At 60.9% G+C, this 22,536-nt stretch carries 14 protein-coding genes; 9 read left to right on the top strand and 5 right to left on the bottom strand.

Annotated elements, in window-relative coordinates; genetic code table 11:
• The first annotated feature begins 172 nt into the window (after nt 1-172).
• The 4 genes from ABFD92_17055 to ABFD92_17040 all read left to right on the top strand — a co-directional run bounded on the left by ABFD92_17055 (nt 173) and on the right by ABFD92_17040 (nt 8,392).
• Complete coding sequence (locus tag ABFD92_17055; protein MEN6506246.1) at nt 173-2,455, top strand: glycoside hydrolase N-terminal domain-containing protein; 2,283 nt, start codon at nt 173-175, stop codon at nt 2,453-2,455.
• Between the two features lie 307 nt (nt 2,456-2,762).
• Complete coding sequence (locus ABFD92_17050) at nt 2,763-5,357, top strand: hypothetical protein (GenBank protein MEN6506245.1); 2,595 nt, start codon at nt 2,763-2,765, stop codon at nt 5,355-5,357.
• Between the two features lie 349 nt (nt 5,358-5,706).
• Nucleotides 5,707-6,828: a sn-glycerol-3-phosphate ABC transporter ATP-binding protein UgpC gene (gene ugpC / locus ABFD92_17045; GenBank protein MEN6506244.1), complete on the top strand. Its 1,122-nt coding sequence runs from the start codon at nt 5,707-5,709 to the stop codon at nt 6,826-6,828.
• A gap of 322 nt (nt 6,829-7,150) precedes the next feature.
• Complete coding sequence (locus ABFD92_17040) at nt 7,151-8,392, top strand: AAA family ATPase (GenBank protein MEN6506243.1); 1,242 nt, start codon at nt 7,151-7,153, stop codon at nt 8,390-8,392.
• A gap of 203 nt (nt 8,393-8,595) precedes the next feature.
• Here the strand turns inward: ABFD92_17040 and ABFD92_17035 are convergent, their stop codons facing one another.
• Entirely contained in the window at nt 8,596-9,273 is a 678-nt protein-coding gene (locus tag ABFD92_17035; protein ID MEN6506242.1) for a PEP-CTERM sorting domain-containing protein, read from the bottom strand.
• A 256-nt stretch (nt 9,274-9,529) separates the two neighbouring features.
• Here ABFD92_17035 and ABFD92_17030 point away from each other — a divergent pair, with 256 nt between their 5' ends.
• Entirely contained in the window at nt 9,530-10,990 is a 1,461-nt protein-coding gene (locus ABFD92_17030; protein ID MEN6506241.1) for a sulfatase, read from the top strand.
• A gap of 492 nt (nt 10,991-11,482) precedes the next feature.
• Here the strand turns inward: ABFD92_17030 and ABFD92_17025 are convergent, their stop codons facing one another.
• From ABFD92_17025 to asrA, 4 genes are read right to left on the bottom strand one after another with little or no spacing between them, the layout of a single operon-like run.
• Nucleotides 11,483-12,319 (bottom strand): formate/nitrite transporter family protein, encoded by an 837-nt coding sequence (locus tag ABFD92_17025; protein ID MEN6506240.1) that lies wholly within the window; start codon nt 12,317-12,319, stop codon nt 11,483-11,485.
• Nucleotides 12,300-13,310, bottom strand: coding sequence for a sulfite reductase subunit C (gene asrC / locus ABFD92_17020; protein MEN6506239.1), 1,011 nt, complete (start codon nt 13,308-13,310; stop codon nt 12,300-12,302). The genes ABFD92_17025 and asrC overlap by 20 nt, the downstream gene beginning before the upstream one ends.
• A gap of 13 nt (nt 13,311-13,323) precedes the next feature.
• Nucleotides 13,324-14,118, bottom strand: a complete 795-nt coding sequence (asrB, locus tag ABFD92_17015; GenBank protein ID MEN6506238.1) for an anaerobic sulfite reductase subunit AsrB — start codon at nt 14,116-14,118, stop codon at nt 13,324-13,326.
• A 1-nt stretch (nt 14,119) separates the two neighbouring features.
• Nucleotides 14,120-15,151: an anaerobic sulfite reductase subunit AsrA gene (gene asrA / locus ABFD92_17010; protein ID MEN6506237.1), complete on the bottom strand. Its 1,032-nt coding sequence runs from the start codon at nt 15,149-15,151 to the stop codon at nt 14,120-14,122.
• A 250-nt stretch (nt 15,152-15,401) separates the two neighbouring features.
• Here asrA and ABFD92_17005 point away from each other — a divergent pair, with 250 nt between their 5' ends.
• The 4 genes from ABFD92_17005 to ABFD92_16990 are packed head-to-tail and all read left to right on the top strand — an operon-like array spanning nt 15,402 to nt 22,495.
• Entirely contained in the window at nt 15,402-18,371 is a 2,970-nt protein-coding gene (locus tag ABFD92_17005) for a type I restriction endonuclease subunit R (protein ID MEN6506236.1), read from the top strand.
• A gap of 4 nt (nt 18,372-18,375) precedes the next feature.
• Nucleotides 18,376-19,683: a restriction endonuclease subunit S gene (locus ABFD92_17000; GenBank protein ID MEN6506235.1), complete on the top strand. Its 1,308-nt coding sequence runs from the start codon at nt 18,376-18,378 to the stop codon at nt 19,681-19,683.
• Nucleotides 19,680-20,891, top strand: a complete 1,212-nt coding sequence (locus ABFD92_16995) for an AAA family ATPase (protein MEN6506234.1) — start codon at nt 19,680-19,682, stop codon at nt 20,889-20,891. Before ABFD92_17000 ends, ABFD92_16995 begins: the two co-directional genes overlap by 4 nt.
• Nucleotides 20,888-22,495, top strand: coding sequence for a type I restriction-modification system subunit M (locus ABFD92_16990; protein ID MEN6506233.1), 1,608 nt, complete (start codon nt 20,888-20,890; stop codon nt 22,493-22,495). The genes ABFD92_16995 and ABFD92_16990 overlap by 4 nt, the downstream gene beginning before the upstream one ends.
• Nucleotides 22,496-22,536 lie beyond the last annotated feature (41 nt).

Here is a 22,536-nt window from a genome sequence, read left to right as displayed (position 1 = left end):
GGCCATACTCGGTCTGTCAATCGAGTCAACGACGAGGACGAGGACGATTACGAGGCCCTCGACCCAAGGCGCCGGGGTATCCGACAATCGGCAATTGGAAATTGGCAATTGGCAATTTCCTCGCAACCGCGTAAAACTTCTGCGGCAAGTAAAGCCTATAAGGAGCCAAACAGTGTCGGCAACAAAACTCTGGTACACGACGCCCCCGACCGAATACATGAGCGGGCTGCCCATCGGCACGGGTCGCCTGGCGGCGATGATCCTGGGCACGACCGACCCGCAGCGCGTCGCGCTGAACCACGAATGGTTCTGGCGCGGGTGCAACCGCACGCGCGACGTCGAAAAACGCGCCCACCTGCTGCCCCACGTGCGCGAACTGCTGCTGGCGGGCAAGTACGACGAGGGCACCGCCGCCGGCGACGACGCGTTCGGTACGGCCGGCGAGCTGATCGGCGGCCAGCGCAACCGCGTGGACTCGTACCAGCCCGCCGGCGACTTCCACTTCCAGCTCGACCATGGCGACGTGCGGAACTACCGCCGCCAGCTCGACCTGGCCAGCGGCCTGGTGAGCGTCGAGTACGACTCCGATGGCGTACACTATCTCTGCCAGTACCTGGCGGATCTGGCGCACGACTTAATCCTGGTGCGCGTATCGGCAGACAAGCCCTTCGGCGGCGAGTTCTGGCTGGACCGAGTGAAGGACGACGCGTGCTTCCTGCGATGGGACACCTCGCACGAGCGACTGGTGATGGACGGACACATTCACCAGGGCCTGTCCTTCCGCGTGCAGGGCGACGTGCGCCGCAGCGGCGGCTCGGCCCGCATCGAGGGCGACCGGCTCATCATCGCCGACGCGCGCGAAGTCCTGATCGGCCTCAACGTCGGCACGACCGCCACGGGCATGGCCCCGGCCGCCGAGTGCCGATCCAAACCCATGCCCGCCGATGCGTGGGCGGCGCTGCTGGCGCAGAACCAGGCCGTCTACGACCGCTACTACGGCACGCTGACGCTGACCGTGGACGTAGCCGAAAACGCCGCGCCGACCGATCAGCGGATGGCCGCCGCCCGCAAGGGCGAGCAGGACCCCGCCCTGCCGCTGCTGTACTTCAACTACGGGCGATACCTGCTCATGGCCAGCACCGTCACCGCCCAACTGCCGCCCAACCTCCAGGGCAAGTGGAACGAGCACATCCTCGCCGCCTGGGAGGCCGACTACCACCACGACATCAATCTGCAGATGAACTTCTGGCCGGCCGAGAACGGCCACCTGCAGTACACCACCGAGGCGCTGTTCCAGCACATCGAGCGCATGGTCCCCCACGGCCGCAAGGCGGCCATGGACCTCTACGGCTGCAACGGCGTGTTCATCCCCATCACGACCGACGCCTGGGGGCGCTGCACGCCGGAGGCCCACGGATGGGCGGTCTGGATCGGGGCGGCTCCCTGGCTGGCCCAGCACCTGTGGTGGCACTGGCAGTACGGACAGGACAAGACCTTCCTCGCCGAGCGGGCGTATCCGTTCTTCAAGGAGGTCGCGGCGTTCTACGAGTCGTACCTGATCGAGGACAAAGACGGAACGTTGCAGATCGTGCCCTCGCAGAGCCCGGAAAACCGCTTCGTCGGCGGCGGCAAGCATCCAGTGACGCTGTGCGTTTCGTCGGCGATGGACGTTCAGCTCTGCACCGACGTGTTGACGCACGCCATCGAAGCCGCGGAGATTCTCGGCGTCGACGCCGGCAAGGCCCGTCAGTGGCGCGACATGCTGGCGCGGCTGCCCAAGCTCAAGATCGGCAGTGCCGGCCAACTGCTCGAGTGGAACCAGGAGTTCGAGGAAGCCGAGCCCGGCCACAGGCACATCTCGCACCTGTACGGGCTGTTCCCCGGCGACCTGTTCGACCCCGACCGCAGCGCGGAGCTGTACCAGGCCGCCCGCACCTCGCTCGAGCGGCGCCTGTCCAAGGGCGGCGGGCACACCGGTTGGAGCCGCTCGTGGGTGGCCTGCTGCTTCGCCCGCATGGGCGATGGCGCCGAAGCCTGGAAGCACCTGATCAATCTCATCGCCGAGCAGGCCACCGACACGCTGCTGGACCTGCACCCGCCAAGGGTCTTCCAGATCGACGGCAATTTCGGCGGAACCGCCGCCGTCATGGAGATGCTCCTGCAGAGCTACCACGAAGAGCTGCACTTCCTGCCGGCCCTGCCGCCGGCGTGGCCGACGGGCAAGATCGCCGGCATGCGCGCCCGCGGCGGGTACGCCGTCGACGTCGCCTGGTCGGGCGGCAAACTCACCGAGGCCAGAATCCGCCCCCTGACAACGCGCGAGTGCACCATCCGCTGCGCCGCCGGCAACTACCGCGTGACCGATCTGGGCGGCAAGGAAATCTCAACCCACACCGACGGCCACCGCCTGAAGTTCAATGTCGAGGCGGGAAAGACGTATATCATGACTCCGTAGTTGTGTTAGCGGTCGAGCTTGCTCGACGCGGTTGTTTCCCCGACCGAACAACCGCGCGGAGCAAGCTCCGCCGCTAACGTGTCCTCGTCGTTGGTTTCGTCCTGCCCCATGGCGACCCGCAAGAAACAAAAACGCGTGTCGCCATGCCACCCATCCAATCATGCAATCATCCACCCATCCGCTTTCCTCCCATCTGTCCATTCCATTCTTCCACCATTCCATTTAGAATGACCGTGTTGTTTGGGGAACAATCGTCAGTCAATGGGTTATATGAGCGGGCAGAAGCGCCCGACAAAAGGAGAACGCCATGGCTATGCTGCGCTTCTCGGTTTGCACACTTCTTCTTCTATCCGGAATCACCCTTGCCGACGGTTTGGAGATTGCTTCATCGCAGCCGGCGGCCGAAGGGGCCGCTGAGCCCGCCCGCCCGGCTGTGGCTGAGGCTAAAGCGGCCGTTCCGTCCATGCCTGGCGCGACGGTTACCGTGCCTTGGGACCAGCTCAAGACGGTCATGGAGCGCGGCGGCGCCGCTGCGCCGGCCGGGCCGCCCGTACCGTATTTCTTCACGCGCGTGTCGTACAAGGGCAGCGTCGCCGGCGATGTCGCGACCATCGTCGGGACCTGCGACGTGACGCTGCTGCAGGACTCCTGGACGGCCGTCGTGCTGGGCAAGGCCGGCGGGCTCAGCAAAGTCACCGCCGACGGCAAGGGCTGTGCCCTGCAGACCGTCAACGGGCAGGTGATCGCGTTGTTGCGAGGCAAAGGCGATCACACGATCGATGTGCATATCCTGCGTCAGGTCTGGACCTCCGAGGGGCTCAGCGGGCTGTGGTTTCCGCTGGTCCCCGCCCCGATCATCAACGTCACGATGACCCTGCCCGGCGGTGGGTTGATCGTCACAGCCGGCGATGCCCTGCAAGAGGCCGTCAGGCGAGTTGAGGAAAAGGACGGCAAGACCGTCTTCGCGGCCACGTGCGACTGGGGCACTGAGGCGACGATCGCCTGGCGCGGAGCGGCCCAGGCCAGCCGCATCTACACCGACACCAATACGCTGGTGGATGTCGAAGACGGCCTGATTCGCTATGTGGCCCGCGTGCATGCCGAGATTCTCCAGGCGCCCGTGTCGCAGATGCAATTTGCCCTTGATGCCCGCGCCGTCATCCTGAAGGTCGAGGCCGCCAAGGGCGACGACACATCCAACCTCGCCCGCTGGAGCGAAGAGACGCGCGACGGCAAGCGGTACGTGCTGGCCACCTTCAGCGCGCCGGTGCAAGGCGTCCAGCGCGTGCATCTGACGTATGAGCACGACGTGGCGCCCGCCGGGGGCGAGGCGCCGCTGGCGATCGTGACCGTCGTGGACTCCAAGCGCGACCGCGGAAACATTGCTATCCAGGCCACCGGCGAGTTCGAAGTCAATCCGGGCAAGAGCAACGTGCCGCGCGTGGGCGTCCGAAGCACGCCCTCGACGATGCCGGCCCTGGGCGACAGAGAGCCCCAGCACATGGTCTTTGGCTATGCCTACGTGCGCCAACCGGTCCAGGTGAGCCTGGAACTGGCGCGCCCCAAACCGCAACCAGCCAAGATCTTCGCCACCACCAACACGCTCATCACCGTCGAGGCCGCCGCCGTGCGCGGGCGCGCGGACATCCGATACGACATCCTGCACGCGGCGGTGGGTTCGCTGCGCATCGCCCTGCCCAAGGGCGCAGAACTGGTGGGCGTCACCGGCGAGGGCATTCGCCAGACCACCGTCGCGCCGGCCCCGGGCAAGAAGGCTGATGCCCACGAGATCCTGACGGTAGACCTCAAAGATCCTGCCCAGGGCAGCTACGCCCTGACGGTAACGTACGACCTGCATCTGCCCAAAGACCGCCCCGCCGCCGGCGCGGACGTGCCGCTGGTGTGGCACGTCGAGGCGGCGCAAGATCGCGGCAGCGTGGGCGTCGAAGTGCGAGGCGGGGCCGAACTCAATGTCACCGCCAAAGGCGCCGACCGCATGGACGTGCGCGAGCTGCCCCGGGGCCTGTGGGAGCAGGCCAGGTCGCCGCTGCTGTTTGCGTATCGATACCTGACGCCGCACGCGCAGTTGACGATGGACGTCACGCAGCACAAGGAAGTGGACGTGCTGGTGGCCATCAGCGACGTCTGCGAAGCCACTACCACCGTCACGCCCGACGGCAAGGTCGTCACCAAGATGATGTACGTCGTGCGCAACAATCTCAAGCAGTTCATGTCGCTGCGCCTTCCGCAAGAGGCGGCGATCTGGAGCGCGTTCGTTGACGATCGGCCCGTGACCCCGGTGCGCAACGCCAAGGGCGAGTTGCTCATCCCGCTCAAGCGTTCCGAGACGGGCGACGCGTACGACCACGACAGCTACAAAGCCCGCCGCGACCGCCGCCGCTCTGTCGACGGCGAAACGCTCGTAAAACGGGCGGGCGAGGACAATGCCCAGGGAGAGCTCAAGCCCTATGACGTCGAGATCGTTTTTGTCGCCCCGGCTGTCAAGCTCGCCGCGCAAGGGCAGATTGCCCTTGCCCTGCCCGGCAGCGACATCCCCTGCAGACAAATGGCGTGGGCGACCTTTGTGCCCAAGAACCTCAACGTCGTCAATGTCGAGAGCAACTGCAAGGAAGTAGCCGCCTTCACGCTGCCCTTCAAGCACTTCGGCGACGTGGAATACCAGCGCCAGGCCGCGGCACAAATGAAAATGCAGGAAGCCCTGGCGGAAAAGGTTGACCAGTTAAGGGCCGCCCAGGAAATGGCCCAGACCGCCAAGGCCCAGGGCGTGCTGCCGGTCCGCGTAGAGATCCCGATCACCGGGCAGATCCACCGCCTGGAAAAGTTCCTGGTGACCGACGAAGTGCCCGCCGCCACGCTCACGTACCGCCAGAAGGTGGAATAGCACCAACCGCGCGGCAAGGAAACCTCAACGCACGCCGACGGCCACCGCCTGAAGTTCAATGTCGAGGCGGGAAAGACGTATATCGTGACTCCGTGACGCAGGCGAAATTCTAAATACTAATTTCTAAATCCTAAACAAACGCCAAATTCAAAGACTCAAAATCCAAAACGCTCGCGCTGCCCAAAGCTCACCCTTGGATCGGCGCCACTTTTTGTCATTGGGGTTTTGAATTTTGACTCTTGTTTAGAATTTAGTGTTTAGGATTTAGTGTTTCCCTAACTGACACCTGGTGTGTCTTGCAATGCCACGCCCGCCCGGTAAGATAGGCATGCTGCTTTTGGAGAAGCACATGGCACAGGTACTGTTGCAGGACGTGACGAAGGTTTTTCCCGGCGACGTGACGGCCGTCGACGCCGTCTCGCTCGAGATCGCCGACGCGGAGTTTGTCGTGCTCGTCGGACCCAGCGGTTGCGGCAAGAGCACCACGCTGCGCATGGTGGCCGGGCTCGAGGAGATCACCGCCGGCGAGATCCGCATCGGCGATCGCGTCGTCAACGACACGCCGCCCAAAGACCGCGACATCGCCATGGTCTTCCAGAACTACGCCCTGTACCCGCACATGAGCGTGTACAAAAACATGGGCTTCGCCCTCAAACTCCGTCGCATGCCCAAGGCCGAAATCGACACGCGCGTGCGCGAAGCCGCCAGGATCCTGGGCATCGAGAACCTGCTCGAACGCAAACCCAAGGCCCTCTCCGGCGGGCAGAGACAGCGCGTCGCCGTCGGGCGGGCCATCGTCCGTCACCCGGCGGCGTTCCTGTTCGACGAGCCGCTGAGCAACCTCGACGCCAAGCTGCGCGTCGAAATGCGGGCCGAACTCAAACGCCTCCACCGCCAGCTCCAGACCACCACGATCTACGTCACCCACGACCAGGAAGAAGCCATGACCCTGGGCGACCGGATCGTGGTGATGAAGGACGGCCGCGTACACCAGGTCGGCGCCCCGCTGGAAGTCTACGAAGCGCCGGCGAACCGGTTCGTTGCCAGCTTCGTCGGCACCCCGCCCATGAATTTCTTCAACGGCAAGCTCGTCGCCAAAGACGGCGGCGTTTATTTCGACGAAGGCGCCGCCCAACTCCGCCTGACCGACGCCCACGCCGCCAAGCTGTCCGGCTGGATCGGCAAGCCCGCCGTCCTGGGCGTTCGCCCCGAGGCGATCGCCCTGCACCAGCAAGGCCGCTTCGCCGGCCCCGGCAACACCCTGCCCGTCACGCTTCTGGTGATCGAGCCCCTAGGCGACAAAATGGACCTCTTCGCCGCCACGCAAAAGCACGGCCACATCGTCGCCCGAGTAGACGCCCAGCGCGACCTGAAAGCCGACACCCCCGCCCAGTTCCACATCGACATGCAGCGCGTCCACGTGTTCGACCCGGAAGGCGCGGGATTGAATCTGACACGGCAAAGTTCTTAGCCGCAGCTTGCCACGCCGTAGCCGAAGGCGAAGGCGGGAGGTCGCAGAGGACGCTGAGGCTAGGGGATAAGAAGCCTTGGAGGCAGCGAGGCCCCTTGGAGTGCAGCGGCAACGACGCCGCTTTGGATCGGCGAAAGCGGTGGCCCAGGAAAGCAAGAAAGGTTCCTGCCCCTTTGTTCTCCCCCAGCCGGCATAACCGATCATAAGTGTTCGGGTGAAACCATCTATTGTCTGTGCGACGGACATTTTACTTTGGCAAATGCCAATTTCTCATGGTAAAAGGAAGCACCATATGAGCGTCATTTGAATCAAGGAGCCACCAATGGCAATTACTTCAGTGACAATAAGCAATTTCAAGGGAATCAAAGGCGAAGTCACTATCCCGCTGAAGCCGATTACTGTTATCTTAGGTCCAAATTCATCCGGTAAGAGCACGTGTATTCATGCCATCGCCTGCCTAGCACAGACAGTCAAGAACGCCAGTAATCCGAGCCCCATGACACTTGACGGCGAATCTGCTTACGTGCACCTGGGACGGTTCACTGAGGTTGCGCACTCAAGATCATACAAAGAATCAGTTTGTCTTGGGATTGGCATTGACTCTTCAGGTACATCGGCTGCCAAAGAGAAGAAGAATGTCCGTGCCGTGGCGAGGTGGGAGTTCAGATGCAAGCGTAGAACACAGGAGACCTTTATTCAGTCGGCCACTTTTACTTTAGAAGACGTCACCTTCACCTTGAAGAATCGTGGCAAAGACTATGTGATGAAGAATGAGAAGAGCGGAGCGACAATGGAGCTAAAGAAGAGTCAATCCCTCATCTTCGACTTAATGAGTTTCATGAGGTTCCCAAAGCAAGATCTAGACGTCCTGAAGGAATTCATGTCGGCATTTGGACTGCAGAATACAATCCGAGAGGAACTTACTGCTGTAAGATACCTAGGCCCCTTTAGACAATCGCCTCTTCGACGATATAGAACCCACGGCTCTAACCCCACTGAAGTTGGGGCTACAGGAGAAGCAGCTGTTCCAATGTTGGCAAATGAGACGGTTCAGTCGCGATCGCGCGAACATATTAAACGGATTGCGGGATGGTTGAATCAGCTTGGGCTAGCCAAGCAAATTGGCTTGAGTCGCGTCGGAAGCACGGATCTATTTGATGTTTCCCTAGGGCTACATGATGGAGAGAAGATTCCGCTGGCAGACTTGGGGTATGGTTGCTCACAAGTGCTGCCCGTTCTGGCACAATGTAGTTATTGCGCGCAGAATGCCACACTGCTTTTCGAGCAGCCGGAACTGCATCTGCACCATATTGCCGCTAAGGCACTAGTGGATGTTTTCATTGACACGGTTAAAAGGTGCAAAGCAAATATAGTCATAGAGACCCATAGCCCTGAGATCTTCTATGGTTTCTTGGACAGAATGCGTACGAAGAAGTTTGAGCTAGACCAGTTCATCGCATACAAAGTCTTTCGCCAAGACAAGGAGACGAAGCTGGATCCTATTCCTATTGAGCCAGATGACTGCGATGTATACTACGCTTGGGAAAAAGGCATATTGATCTGATTTCCCTGCGCGAAGGAAACAGCGGAGCCGAATCAGGTATAGCGGCTTAGACATATATATCCCTTATCCCTAGGAGTTCGGAGGAGGTTCCGGGGACACCATACTACATTCAAAGGCGGGTGGTGAGTGGAGATGGCCGTGCGCATAACAGCGCCCCGGGATTGCTCGCGGGGCGCTATGGTTGGTTCTCTGGTGGTTCTGGCTCAGGCTCGACGACGGCGGATCAGCGCCAAGGCGCCCATCGACAGCAGGGCCAGCGTCGCCGGCTCGGGGATGGGCTGGAAGAATCCCACTTCGCCCACCCACAGGTTATTGCCGTCCAATGTCCCGTTGGTGAAATGATCGAATACCACGCGCACATATCGGGCATTGAGCGGCGTTGTCAGTGTCAGCAGGACATCCTGTGCACTGCGGGTGGAGGGATTGCCGAACTTATATGTGTCTGGAAAGTTGGCCACGCCGAAGTCGGCCGCTGTCGTCGGCAGGCCCGCGTCACTGTTGCTGCCCCAGCCTGTCCCGGCGAAGGTTCCATCCGTGCTGCCATAGACCCGCATCCGGCTGGGCCTTGCCAGATCGGCATCGGCGCAAAGGTAGTAGACCTCCACCGAGCCGACCGTGTTGACTGACCCGAGGTCGAAATCCAAGGTGACGTATTTCACTGAAGTTCCAAACCCGACCCAACCGGCAGAGCTGTAGGTCAGGCCTGTTGGAAAGACCCCATCGGTCAGTTTCACTCTGTCAGGGTCCGGGGCAAAAGTGTGGTTCAGCACGGTGCTCCCGACAGGAGCATAGCTGGATACCGGAATCGGGGCACCCTCAGTCACACCCGCAACAGCAAGTACAGCCGCGAAAGCTATCATCAAGCCAACGTTCCTACTCATGCGATATTCCCTTTCCCAATAGAATATGACCTGTATATCCCGGCTGAAATGCCCGCCTCCGTCCTTCTTCCCGGCCGCCCATGACGGGCAGCCTCTCCTGGGATGTTAAACGGGGCAATCGTGGCCGATTGAAGCAAAAGGGATCATACCACGGACTCCGGAATCGTCAATAGGTAAAACTGGAAACGCCGTATGGGGGACACCCGGTTTCTCGGTTCCCACCAACCCCGTTCCCTGATATCGTATTGAGTCTGACATGCACGCATCGCAGTCCATTTCGCGCCGCACATTTCTGCAGGTTTCTGGCGCTGCTGCGGCGGCCGCAATTCTTGGGCGGGTTGCCGCGGGGGCGGACTTGCCGGGGGCGAAGAGGCCTAACATCGTTTTTCTGCTGGCAGATCAGTGGCGGGGCTGCGCCACCGGGTACGCGGGCGACCCTAACGTCAAGACGCCTTGTCTTGATCGGCTGGCGGGGCAGAGCGTCAATTTTTCCACGGCCGTCTCGGTCTGCCCGGTCTGCACGCCGTACCGGGCGGCCTTGATGACCGGGCGATATCCCACCTCGACGGGCATGTTCCTCAACGACCTGCACCTGCCCGATCGGGAAGTGTGCATGGGCGAGATTTTCGCGGCGGCGGGGTACGACACGGCGTACATCGGCAAGTGGCACCTCGACGGCCACGGGCGCGGGGCGTATATTCCGCCAGCTCGGCGGCAGGGGTTCGAGTACTGGAAGGCGGCTGAGTGCGACCACAACTATCCGCACTCGCACTATTACACCGGCCAGTCGCAGGAGAAGAAGTTCTGGGACGGCTACGACGCCTTCGCTCAGACGGCCGACGCGCGGCAGTACATCCGTGGCCGCGCGGCCTCCAAGAAACCTTTCCTGCTGGTGGTCTCGTACGGGTCGCCGCACTTCCCGCACGGCACGGCGCCGAAGCGGTACAAGGATCTGTACCCGCCGGAGAAGCTCAAGCTCAACCCCAACGTACCGACGGCCATGCGGCAGCGCGTGCTGGGGGAACTGCCCGGCTACTACGGGCACTGCTCGGCCGTGGACGAGTGCGTAGGCCAGGTGGTGCAGACGCTGGCCGATGCGGGCGTGGCCGACAACACGATCCTGATCTTCACCTCCGACCATGGCGAGATGATGGGCGCTCAGGGCATAGCCCCGTGCACCAAGCAGGTGCCCTGGGACGAGTCCTGCCGCGTGCCGTTCCTGATGCGCTACCCCGCGCGGAAGATCGCCGGCGGCCGCACCGTCGCAACGCCGATCAACACGCCGGACATTTTGCCGACGCTGCTGGGTCTGGCGGGCGTGGCTGTACCCAAAAGCGTCGAGGGCGAGGACGTGTCGGCCCTGGCGGCGGGCGGGCGCGAGAACGCCGGCCGCGCGGCGTTGTATATGTCGGTCTCGCCCTTCTCCGGAGCCTTGCGGCATGCTTACCGCGCGATCCGCACCTCGCGATATACCTACGTGCGAAGCGAAGAAGCCCCGTGGCTGATGTACGACAATCAGGCCGACCCCTGGCAGATGAGCAACCTGGCGAACAAACCCGAGCACGCCGCGCTGCAGAAACAGCTCGACGATCAGCTTCACGCACAACTCAAGAAGGCCGGCGACGACTTCAAGCCGCGCCAGCAGTACATTGCCAGATGGGGCTATAAGCTGGCCCCCCACGGCAGCATCGACTACGGCGGCGCCGGGAAACGGTGAACAGCCCCCTATTAGTGCTCCAGGAAATTGGGCGGCTCCGTACTCTGCTCGGCGCTTGCGGCTGCGGTCGGTCGGTATTATCGGTCGCCTCTGACGGGGCTGAGAGAGCCCCCTGGAGTGCGGCGGCAGCGACGCCGCCTTGGCTGTTGTTGGCTTGGAAATCACCACCTCAAAGGCATATAGACTCTGGCAGAAGACGATCGATGCCTTGGCATTCTCCGGTTCCGGCCTCCCTGCATGATGACGGTTTGACTTGTGCGAAAGACATCCAGGGCGGCGTCACGGCCGCCGCACTCCAGGGTCGCCTTGCGGCGACGGGGGAACTGCGGGCGGGGACACGCACAACGGAAGTTGTGCATCGCACCGGTCCCCGGGGGAGCATGGGCGAGACGCCCATGCCACACGGCAAGAGCATGGGCGAGACGCCCATGCCACACGGCGGGAGCATGGGCGAGACGCCCATGCCACACGGGCATGGCACGCGGCAGGGGTTCAGGGGTTCTCGATACAACCTGCGGCGCATGGATGGTCGGGCGATTGCTGGGGGGCGGCTTTGGCTTCAGCCTTCTTGCTTGATCCAATGTACGCGTAGGCGGCCCCGACGAAGAATGCGCCGCCCAGGATGTTGCCGGCTGTCACGGGGATCAAGTTGGCGGCCAGGCCTGCCCAGGAGACGGCGGGGCCGTGCGGGATCAGCAGGCTCCAGCCCAGCAGCGTCATGTTGGCGATGCTGTGCTCGAACCCCGAACCGATAAACGCAAAGAGGCACCAGAAGATCAGACCCAGCTTGGCCGCGTCGCTTTTGGTGCGGCTGGCCGTCCAGATCGCCAGGCACACCAGCATGTTGCACAGCACGCCGCGGGCGAACAATTCCGCGGCCGGGGCGCTCATCTTGGCGGCCGCCGTCGCGGTGACGAACTCCCCCACCGCCCCGCGCGACAGTCCGGACATCGCCATCAGGGCCGCCAGCGCCAGCGAACCGGCCAGGTTCCCGGCGTAGCAGACCGTCCAGGCCCGCATCATCTGCCCCCACCCGATCCGGCGCCTCAGGCAGCCGATCGTCATGATCATATTGTTGCCGGTGAACAGTTCCGACCCGGCGAAGATCACCAGCGTCAGCGCCACGCCGAACGAAGCCCCCATCGCCAGTCGCACCGCGGGCGAGCCGGCCGCCTGCAGCGGCGCGCCGATCGAAAAGATCAGCACGATCCCGAACCCCACGTACACTCCGGCCAACATGGCCGAGACGAACACCCGCGCCGGGCTGCTGTCCAGGGTCCGGATCTTCGTCACTGCCAGTTCCGCCAGATTATCTACCGCTTGGTTCATGCCTGGGCTCGTGGGTCTGCGGCCGATGGCGATATCCGGCGAAGTGCAGTTCGCCGGCCACCACGGCCTTGTCGTTGAGGGTCACGCCCTTGAGCAGGGCGTTCTTGAACGTTTCGTAGCCGACGCGGTCGACGATGTAGCCCAGGTGTTCCTTGGGCAGGCGGTTGTCGATGTGCGTCTCGATAAACGGGTAGACGTTGCGCAGCACGGCCAGGATCACTTCTTCGGTCGCCCACTCGAGGAACGTCGCGGCCAGGCGCGGGTTCTTTTTGCCGGTGCGTCCCAGGATGATCATGCGGTAGTACTTCGTGGCGCTGCGCCGCCAGGCGCCGGTGGGACACTTGAGCACGCACTCGCCGCAGCCGATGCACTGGTCCGCGTCGCGCACCGGCCGACCGTGCCGCATTTCCAGCGCGTCGGTCACGCGCGCCTTGCAGTTCTTCTGGCAGGCCTCGCAGCCGATGCAGCGGGCGGCGTCCAGTTGCACGTCGGTCTGGCCCAGGATGCCGAAATCCTGCAGGTGCGCCTTGATGCAGTCATTGGGGCAGCCGGTGCATGCGATCTTGAGGTGGCGGTGATTGGGATACACCTGCCGCTCGATCCGCGCCGCCAGCGCCGTCGTGTCGTAGTTGGCGAACGGGCACACGCGGCTGCCGATGCACGCCGCCACGTTCCGCGTGCCCGCGGCAGGATAGCCCGAACCGCGCTGCCCCATCGGCACGCCGATGGCGACCTCCAGGGCGTCGAGGATCGGCTGCATGCGGCGGTTGACAGCCGCCATGTCCTCGAAGCGGATTCCCGGCACTTCAAAGCCCTGCCGCGTGGTGATATGGACGCTGCCGTTGCCGTACTGCTGGGCGATCTGCTGGATGTCGGTCATCAGCTCGGCCGGCAGATGCCCGCCGGGAACACGGATGCGCAGGCAGGTCCGGCCGCGCTGCGAGGTGATGCGCCAGGCGTTGCGGATCACCGACTTTGTATTGAGGTCCAGGCTCACGATTTCCTCAGTCCTTCAGCCCTTGGGCCTGGGCGAAGCTGAACACGGGGCCCTCGAGGCATACGTACTTGTCGTTGATCTTGCAGTGCCCGCACTTACCCAGCCCGCACGACATCCGCCGCTCGTACGAAACCCAGATCTGATCGCCTTGCAGGCCGCGAGCCTGCAGGGCCGCGATCGTGTGCTTCATCATCGCCGGCGGGCCCACGACGATGGCCGCCACGTTGGCCTTGTCGGGCAGGGGCAGGTCCGGGATCGTCTGCGTCACCAGCCCCACCGGCCCGGTCCAGCCCGCCTCGGCGTGATCGACCGTCAGCACCACGCCCGCTCGCGACTGCCACGCCAGCACCTCCTGGCGAAACAGGATATCGTGCGGCGACTTGAACCCGATCAGAACATCCAGCCCCGCCAGACCCTCGCCGTGCGAGAGGAAGTGCTTGATCACCGGCTTGACCGGCGCCACGCCCGTTCCGCCGGCCGCAATCACCAGGTGCCGCCCGGCAAAACGCTCCAGAGGAAATCCGCACCCGTACGGTCCGCGAAGGAACAACCGCTCCCCCGGCGCCAGGGCGAAGAGCCCGCCCGTCACGCGCCCGACCTTGCGGATCGTCATCTCGATGTACCCCGGGCCAAAGTCGCTCACCGAGATCGGCGCCTCGCCCAGGCCCGGCAGCGATACCTCGAAGAACTGCCCCGCCGCCGGTTCGGCGTCCCACGCCAGGCGGAAGGTCCAATCCACAGCCGTCTCGCGATGGATGTCCAGCACCTGCGAAATCTGCGGTACGTACGGATTCCGGCACACGCTAGAACTCCTCCTTCACCAGCGCCGAGAGCTTGTTGATGCAGCTCGACAGCGAGATGTACTCCGGGCAGATGCTGTCGCAGCGGCCGCAGCCGGTACACATCGGCTGGCCGAAGCGGCGCGGGTAATCGTAGATCTTGTGCATCACCCGGAACCGCATGCGCGACCCGTAGTCTTTGCGGAACTCGTGCCCGCCGGCCATGTCGGTGAAGCGGTCGAGATGGCACGACGCCCACACGCGGCGCCGCTCGATGACGCCGGCGTGGCCGTCCTTGGGGGCGTCGACGGTCGTGAAGCACGTGCAATCGCCGCAGACAACCGTGCACCGTCCGCACGCGATGCACCGCTGCGAGTACTCCTTCCAGAAGTCATGCTCGAACAGCCCGGCCGGCACCGCCGCCGCCAGGCGGGCCTCATCGGGCAGTTCCACGGCCGTCGTGTCGGCGTCCACGAAATGCGGGGTAAACGCCGCGGGCCTGGCGCCGGGGGGTATCGCGTAGCGGAGCTGCTCGTCGCGCAGTTGCACCAGCACCGCGCCCTCGGCCGCCCGCACGGCCATGGCGTAATCGTCGGTGCGATTGCAGCCCATGGACACGCAGAAACAGTTCTCGAAGCTCTGGCGGCATTCGATCAGGATGAACTTCGTCCGCCCACGCAGCCGCTGGTACCACGGGTCGGCCGGACCGTTGTGAAGGTAGATCGTGTCCAGCCGCTGCATCGCGTGGATGTCGCACGCCCGCAGGAAGATCAGGATTCCCTTGCCGTCGTCGGCCGCCGCGTCGACCCAACCGCCGGCGGCCGTGTACTCCAGCATCGGCTGACTGACCGGCAGGAGGACCTCCTTGGGCGAGAAGTCGGACTTGCGATCGAACTCGATCTGGGCGAAGGCCGTCACCTCGGCATATCGGACGACGTCGGTGTCGGCGAGTCGCCCCTGGCCGGCAAATCGCACCGGGGCGTACAGCCGATACCGCGTCCCCAGGGCCGCCAGAGCGGCGTCAAACTGCTCGACACTAAGTTCGGTCTCATTCACGTCAATCTCCGGTGCGGCCTGCAGCATGCTTCTTGCCGTGCCGTATAGTAAGACGATCCCAGAGACCGAACCTTGACCTACGTCAAAGGCTGCAAAAGTTTTACGCAAAACCCGACACGACCCGCCAAGCAAGCCCTGGTCTTTTGCCACGTGACTTTGCCTTGGGCGCATCGTAGAATCCGGCGAAAGACCCCGAGCGGAGCCCCGCCTTCGCGCGGTAGGATTCAGATTGTTCTATCTAAAGGCCGCCATGAGTTCACCCGAACGCCATCTTGAAGAACAGCTTATCGAGAAGCTCCGCAGCCTGAAATACGAATACCGATCGGACATCCGAGACCGCGACACGCTGGAGAACAATTTCCGACAGAAGTTCGACGCGCTCAACCGCGTCCAACTGACCGACGGCGAATTCCAGCGACTGCTGGATGAAATCATCACGCCGGATGTATTCACCGCTGCCCGTAGGCTTCGCGACATTAACAGCTTCATCCGTGACGATGGCACGCCTCTGAATTACACGCTGGTCAACATTAAGGACTGGTGCAAGAACACCTTTGAGGTGGTCAATCAACTCCGCATCAATACCGACTACAGCCACCACCGCTACGATGTCATTTTGCTCATCAACGGCGTGCCGGCCGTCCAGATTGAACTGAAAACCCTCGGCATCAGCCCTCGCCGGGCCATGGAGCAGATCGTCGACTACAAGAACGATACGGGAAACGGCTACACTCGCACCCTCCTGTGCTTCATCCAATTGTTCATCGTCAGCAATCGCACTGACACCTGGTACTTCGCCAACAACAACGCCCGCCACTTCAGCTTCAACGCCGAGGAGCGATTCCTTCCCGTCTACCAGTTCGCGGCCGAAGACAACACCAAGATCACCCACCTTGACACTTTCGCGGAGAAGTTCCTTCTCAAGTGTTCCCTGGGCCAGATGATCAGCCGCTATATGGTTCTCATCGCTAGCGAACAGAAGCTGCTGATGATGCGGCCGTACCAGATCTACGCGGTCAAGGCCATTGTGGACTGCATCCACCGAAACTGCGGTAACGGTTACATCTGGCACACCACCGGCAGCGGAAAAACGCTCACCTCCTTCAAGGCTTCCACGCTCCTCAAGGACAACCCCGACATCGAAAAGTGCCTCTTTGTCGTGGACCGCAAGGACCTGGACCGCCAGACGCGGGAGGAGTTCAATAAGTTTCAGGAAGGCTGCGTCGAGGAAAACACCAACACCGAAACGCTCGTCCGCCGGCTCCTATCCGAGGACTACGCCGACAAAGTGATCGTCACCACCATCCAGAAGCTCGGCCTGGCGCTGGATGGCACGAACCGGCGCAACTACAAGCAGCGCCTCGAATCGCTCCGCAAGAAGCGCATGGTCTTCATCTTCGACGAGTGCCACCGCTCCCAGTTCGGCGACAACCATCAGGCCATAAAGGAGTTCTTCCCCAACGCGCAGCTCTTCGGGTTCACCGGCACGCCCATCTTTGAAGAGAACGCCACCTACCAGAAGATCGAAGGCGATCAGGCCACCTATAGAACCACGCAGGACCTCTTCGAGAAAGAACTCCATGCCTACACCATCACCCACGCCATCGAGGACCAGAACGTCCTGCGTTTTCACGTGGATTACTACAAGCCCGACGGCCAAGCCGTAAAGCCCGGCGAAACCCTGACCAAGCGCGCTGTCGTTGAGGCCATTCTCGCCAAACACGACGCGGCCACCGGCGGGCGCAGGTTCAACGCTCTTCTGGCCACCGCCTCCATCAACCAGGCCATCGAGTACTTTGACCTCTTCCAGACCGTGCAGGCGGAGAAGCAGCAGGCCGATCCTGAATTTGTCCCCCTCAACATCGCCGCCGTCTTCTCCCCACCCGCCGATGATAACCCGGACGTGAAACAGATTCAGGAGGACCTGCCGCAGGAAAAGGCCGACAACGAGCAGGAGCCCGAAAAGAAGAAGAAAGCCCTCAAGGCCATCATCGCCGATTACAACGCCCGCTTCGACACCAATCACTCCCTTTTCGAGTTCGATCTTTACTATCAGGATGTCCAGAAGCGCATCAAAGACCAGCAGTTCCCCAACGCCGACCTGCCCAAGAAAGGCCGGGAGAAGATCGACATCACCATCGTTGTCGATATGCTCCTGACCGGTTTCGACTCAAAGTATCTCAACACGCTTTACGTGGACAAGAACCTCAAGCACCACGGGCTGATCCAAGCTCTTTCCCGCACAAACCGCATCCTCAATGCCACCAAGCCCTACGGAAACATCCTCGACTTCCGCCAGCAGCAGGCCGCCGTCGATGCCGCCGTGATTCTCTTCTCCGGGGCCGAGATGGAGAAGGCCCGAGAAATCTGGCTTGTGGACAAGGCCCCCGTCGTCATCGAAAAGCTCAAGACCGCCGTCGGCGACCTGGGCGAGTTTATGAAGTCGCAGGGCCTCCAGCCCAGACCGGAAGACGTGCCGAATCTCAAGGGGGACGACGCCCGCGCTCAGTTCATCCTCCGCTTCAAGGAAGTGCAGCGCCTCCAGACCCAACTCGACCAGTACACCGATCTTTCCGAAGAACAGAAGAAGACTATCGAGCAGATTCTGCCCGAGGAACATCTCAAGGGCTTCCGCGGCGTCTACCTCGAAACGGCCCAGCGGCTCAGGGAGCAGCGCGGCAAGAGTGGCGACGCAACTGGGGCAGATCAACTTGACTTTGAGTTTGTCCTCTTCGCCTCGGCCCTGATCGATTACGACTACATCATGGCCCTGATCGCCCGGTATTCGCAGCAGACCCCGGCCAAGTGGGAGATGAGCCGCGAAAGGCTGATCGGCCTTATCGCGTCCGATGCCAAGTTCATGGACGAGCGCGAGATCATCACCGACTATGTCCGCTCTCTCGAAGCGGGTAAGAGGCTGGACGAGAAAGGCGTTCGCGAGGGGTACCATCTCTTCAAGGCCCAGAGGAACGCCGCCGAGCTTGCCCAACAGGCCAGTAAGCACGGCCTGTCGCCCGGCGCCCTGCAGGAATTCATCGACACCATCCTCGGCCGTATGATCTTCGACGGCGAACAGCTTACCGTCCTGATGGAACCGCTGGGCCTGAACTGGCGACAACGCAGGGAAAAAGAACTGGCACTCATGGCCGACCTGGTGCCGCTGCTGAAGAAGCGCGCCGCCGGCCGGGATATTTCGGGACTAAGCGCATACGAGCAGTGAAACGATGAAGGGCGATACCAAACACACGCTAATTCCGAAGCTGCGGTTTCCCGAGTTCAGGGATAGCTGGATTCAAAAGCCCCTTGCACAAATCGCAACATTGATTGATGACCGAGTCGGCACAACCCAATGCACGCCCTACACAGTCACGACCGGAGTTGGGCTGGTGAGCCAGGAGAACAAATTTGGCCGCACAATTGCGGGCGACTCACTCAAGAACTATCTCCGGCTGAAGAAGAACGACTTTGCGTACAACAAGAGTGCCACGAAAGCCTTCCCCCAAGGTTACATCGCACGATACCTGGGCAAGGACCAAGCCGCAGTTCCCAACAGCATCTTCACCTGCTTTCGACCGGACGAGTTACAAATTGATCCGGCATATCTTGACTATGTTTTCGCAGGCAATCTGCATGGCAGGTGGCTGAAGAAATACATCACCATCGGTGCGCGCGCTCACGGCTCCCTGAGTGTGAACGACGACGATCTGATGAGGTTGCCCGTCCCCGTCCCGAGCGGGAGTTCCTCCTCCGCTGAGCAGCAGAAGATCGCCGACTGTCTGACTTCGCTGGACGAGCTAATTGCCGCCGAGGTCCGGAAGTTGGAGGCGATGCGGGCCCACAAACAAGGACTGATGCAGCTTCTCTTTCCGCGAGAAGGCGAAACTCGCTCGCGCCTCCGTTTTCCCGAGTTTTGCAGCGCTCCGGCGTGGGAAATGTACGAACTCGGGCCAATGACCAGTAGGATCGGCAGCGGAATTACTCCCCTCGGGGGCGACAAGAACTACAAGTCGAGCGGTCGGCCATTTATCCGTAGCCAAAACGTAGGTTGGGGAGAGCTAATATTGGAAGACGTTGCGTACATAGACGAGGAAACGCACAAGTCATTCGTTGCGTCCGAAATTCAGCCTTCTGACGTCCTTCTGAACATTACCGGAGCGTCAATCGGTAGAAGTGCGGTCGCAGATTCGAGAATTGTCGGCGGCAACGTCAATCAGCACGTCTGTATTATCCGACTGAAGCAGAACGAGCTTTATCCGGTGTTGCTCAATCAATACCTGATCTCGGACCGAGGCCAAAAGCAAATCGACAACTTTCAAGCCGGCGGCAACAGGCAAGGTTTGAACTTCGGGCAGATTCGGTCTTTTCTGATTCCACGTCCCCCTACAAAGGGTGAGCAGCAACGAGTTGCCGGTTGCCTCGCTTCCCTTGATACGGTAATGCTCAGTCAAGCCACGAAGGTCGTTGCCCTCAGGGTCCACAAGAGAGGCCTAATGCAGCAACTTTTCCCCTCCCCTCAGGAGAGTGAAGCATGAGCAGTATTCCAACAATCCATCGATATAGAACGATGCAGACGCTTGGGTCGCGAGTGCGGAGGGACCTTGCCAACTCCGACTTTGTGTTCGTCTACGCCTATAACCGCGTAGGCAAGACCAGACTTTCTATGGAGTTCAAGGAGGCCGGGAAGCGACAGAACAAGGGTACTCCTGATACGCTCTACTTCAATGCCTATACCGAAGATCTTTTTACGTGGGACAATGATTTTGAGGATGACAGTGACCGGAAGCTGAGAATTAACTCGGAATCCAAGTTCTTCGCTGGCCTGAGGGATTTGGCCTTGGAGGAAAGCATACAAGCATATCTGGGCAGGTACGCCGACTTCGACTTTGACATCGACTATACCGCTTGGACCGTCAGTTTTCGCAAGGGAGATAACTCCAACATCAAGATTTCGCGGGGGGAAGAAAATATCTTCATCTGGTGCCTCTTCATGGCTATTTGCGAAAGGGTAATCGACGGCCAGGAATCCTATTCGTGGGTGAAGTACTTCTACATTGATGATCCCATTTCCTCACTTGATGATAACAACGCCATCGCAGTGGCGAGCGATTTGGCGAAGTTGCTTAAGAAGGGAAGGGGCCGGTGCAAGGCCGTTATCTCGTCGCATCACGCGCTCTTTTTCAACGTTATTGCCAACGAGTTCAAGAAGATTCCTCACAAGAAGTACTTCCTGGATCGGCCACGTAATGGAGATGAACTTACGCTGCGTGCCACAGACGATACTCCCTTCTTTCACCATGTCGCGATGTTGAGCGAGCTTCAATCCGCAGCAGAATCGGGAATCCTCTACACTTATCACTTCAACATGCTTCGAAGTGTTTTGGAGAAGACGGCGGTCTTCTTCGGGTATCACTCCTTTGCAGACTGCTTGGATGGGGAAAAGGATCAGGCCTTCTACTCAAGGGCGCTGAACGTTCTGAGTCACGGCGCGTACTCCCTCTACGAACCACGGGAAATGGGTGACGATAATAAATCCCTCTTTCAGGACATCCTTACCGCCTTCTTCACTCGTTACAGCTTCGCACTGCCGGATCTTCTGGAGAAGACAGCAGCCACACCCGCGCAAGCAGCTATAGTAGCAGTAGCGCCGGCAGCCATACCTGCACAAGCAGCCACAGTGGCAGTAGCGCCGGCAGCCGCATCTGCGCAAGCAGCATCGGCCTCACCAGGACCCGCACAATGAACGACCGTGACCAAAGACAACTGGGGCAAACACTTTGGAGCATCGCCGACCAACTACGGGGCGCGATGAATGCGGATGATTTCCGCGACTACATGCTGGCGTTCCTGTTCCTGCGGTATCTATCTGACAACTATGACGCCGCCGCCAGGAGGGAACTGGGGTCAGACTACCCGAAGGTTGCCGACGACCAGCGCTGCGTTTCGCTGGCCGTGTGGTATGCCAACAACCCCGATGACGTGGTGGAGTTTGAAAAACAGATGCGCCGCAAGGTACACTACGTAATCAAGCCTGACCACCTTTGGGCCAGTATCGCCAACATGGCCCGCACGCAGAGTACCGATCTGCTTAACACCCTCCAGGCTGGTTTCAAGTACATCGAGAATGAATCCTTTGAGAGCACCTTTCAGGGCTTGTTCTCCGAAATCAATCTTGGCTCCGATAAACTTGGCAAAACCTACAGTGACCGTAACGCCAAACTCTGCACGATCATCCAGAAAATCGCCGAGGGACTGGCCGAGTTCTCCACGAACATCGACGCGCTGGGGGACGCCTACGAATACCTGATCGGCCAGTTTGCCGCAGGGTCAGGCAAGAAAGCGGGCGAGTTTTACACGCCGCAGCAGATTTCGAGCATCCTCTCCGCAATCGTCACGTTGGACAGCCAGGAGCCGGCCACGGGGAAGAAGCCGCGATTAGAACGCGTCCTCGACTTCGCCTGCGGATCGGGCTCACTCCTGCTGAACGTGCGGAATATGATGCCCTCGCATGGGATTGGTAAGATCTTTGGTCAGGAAAAGAATATCACCACCTACAACCTGGCCCGCATGAACATGCTGCTGCACGGAGTGAAAGATTCAGAGTTCGAAATCTACCACGGTGATACGCTGACCAACGACTGGGATATGCTCCGGGAAAGCAACCCGGCGAAGATGCCCAAGTTCGACGCAGTGGTGGCCAATCCTCCCTTCAGCTACCGCTGGGACCCGAGCGAGGCGATGGGCCAGGATGTACGGTTCAAGAACCATGGGCTTGCCCCCAAGAGCGCGGCCGACTTTGCATTTCTCCTGCACGGGTTTCACTACCTCAAGGACGAAGGTGTGATGGCGATCATCCTGCCGCACGGTGTTCTGTTCCGGGGCGGTGCGGAGGAACGCATCCGCACAAAACTGCTTGATGACGGACACATTGATACGGTGATCGGCCTCCCGGCCAACTTGTTCTATTCGACTGGCATCCCGGTCTGCATTCTCGTGCTCAAGAAGTGCAAAAAGCCCGACGACGTGCTCTTCATCAATGCCAGCGAACACTTCCAGAAAGGCAAGCGCCAGAACCAACTGACGGAAGAGGATATCAATAAGATCATCGAGACATACCAGTTCCGCAAGAAAGAGAAACGGTATTCCCGGCGCGTCGGGATGAAGGAAATCGTTGCCAACGACTACAATCTGAACATATCGCGTTACGTCAGCACTGCCCAACAGGAACAGGAAATCGATCTGGCGGCGACTCATGACGAGTTGGTAGAAATCGAGAAAGCCATCCAGGCCGCGAAGACAAAGCACAACGGATACTTGAAAGAGCTCGGATTACCCCCGCTGCCATAGTTGAAACCTGGGCAGAGTGGGCAGAGTGGGACAGATACCTC

It is taken from the genome of Planctomycetaceae bacterium, from assembly GCA_039680605.1.
Taxonomy (GTDB): domain Bacteria; phylum Planctomycetota; class Phycisphaerae; order SM23-33; family SM23-33; genus JAJFUU01.
The sequence above is the reverse complement of the archived record's forward strand: the minus strand, read 5'-3'. Positions and strand labels throughout refer to the sequence as shown.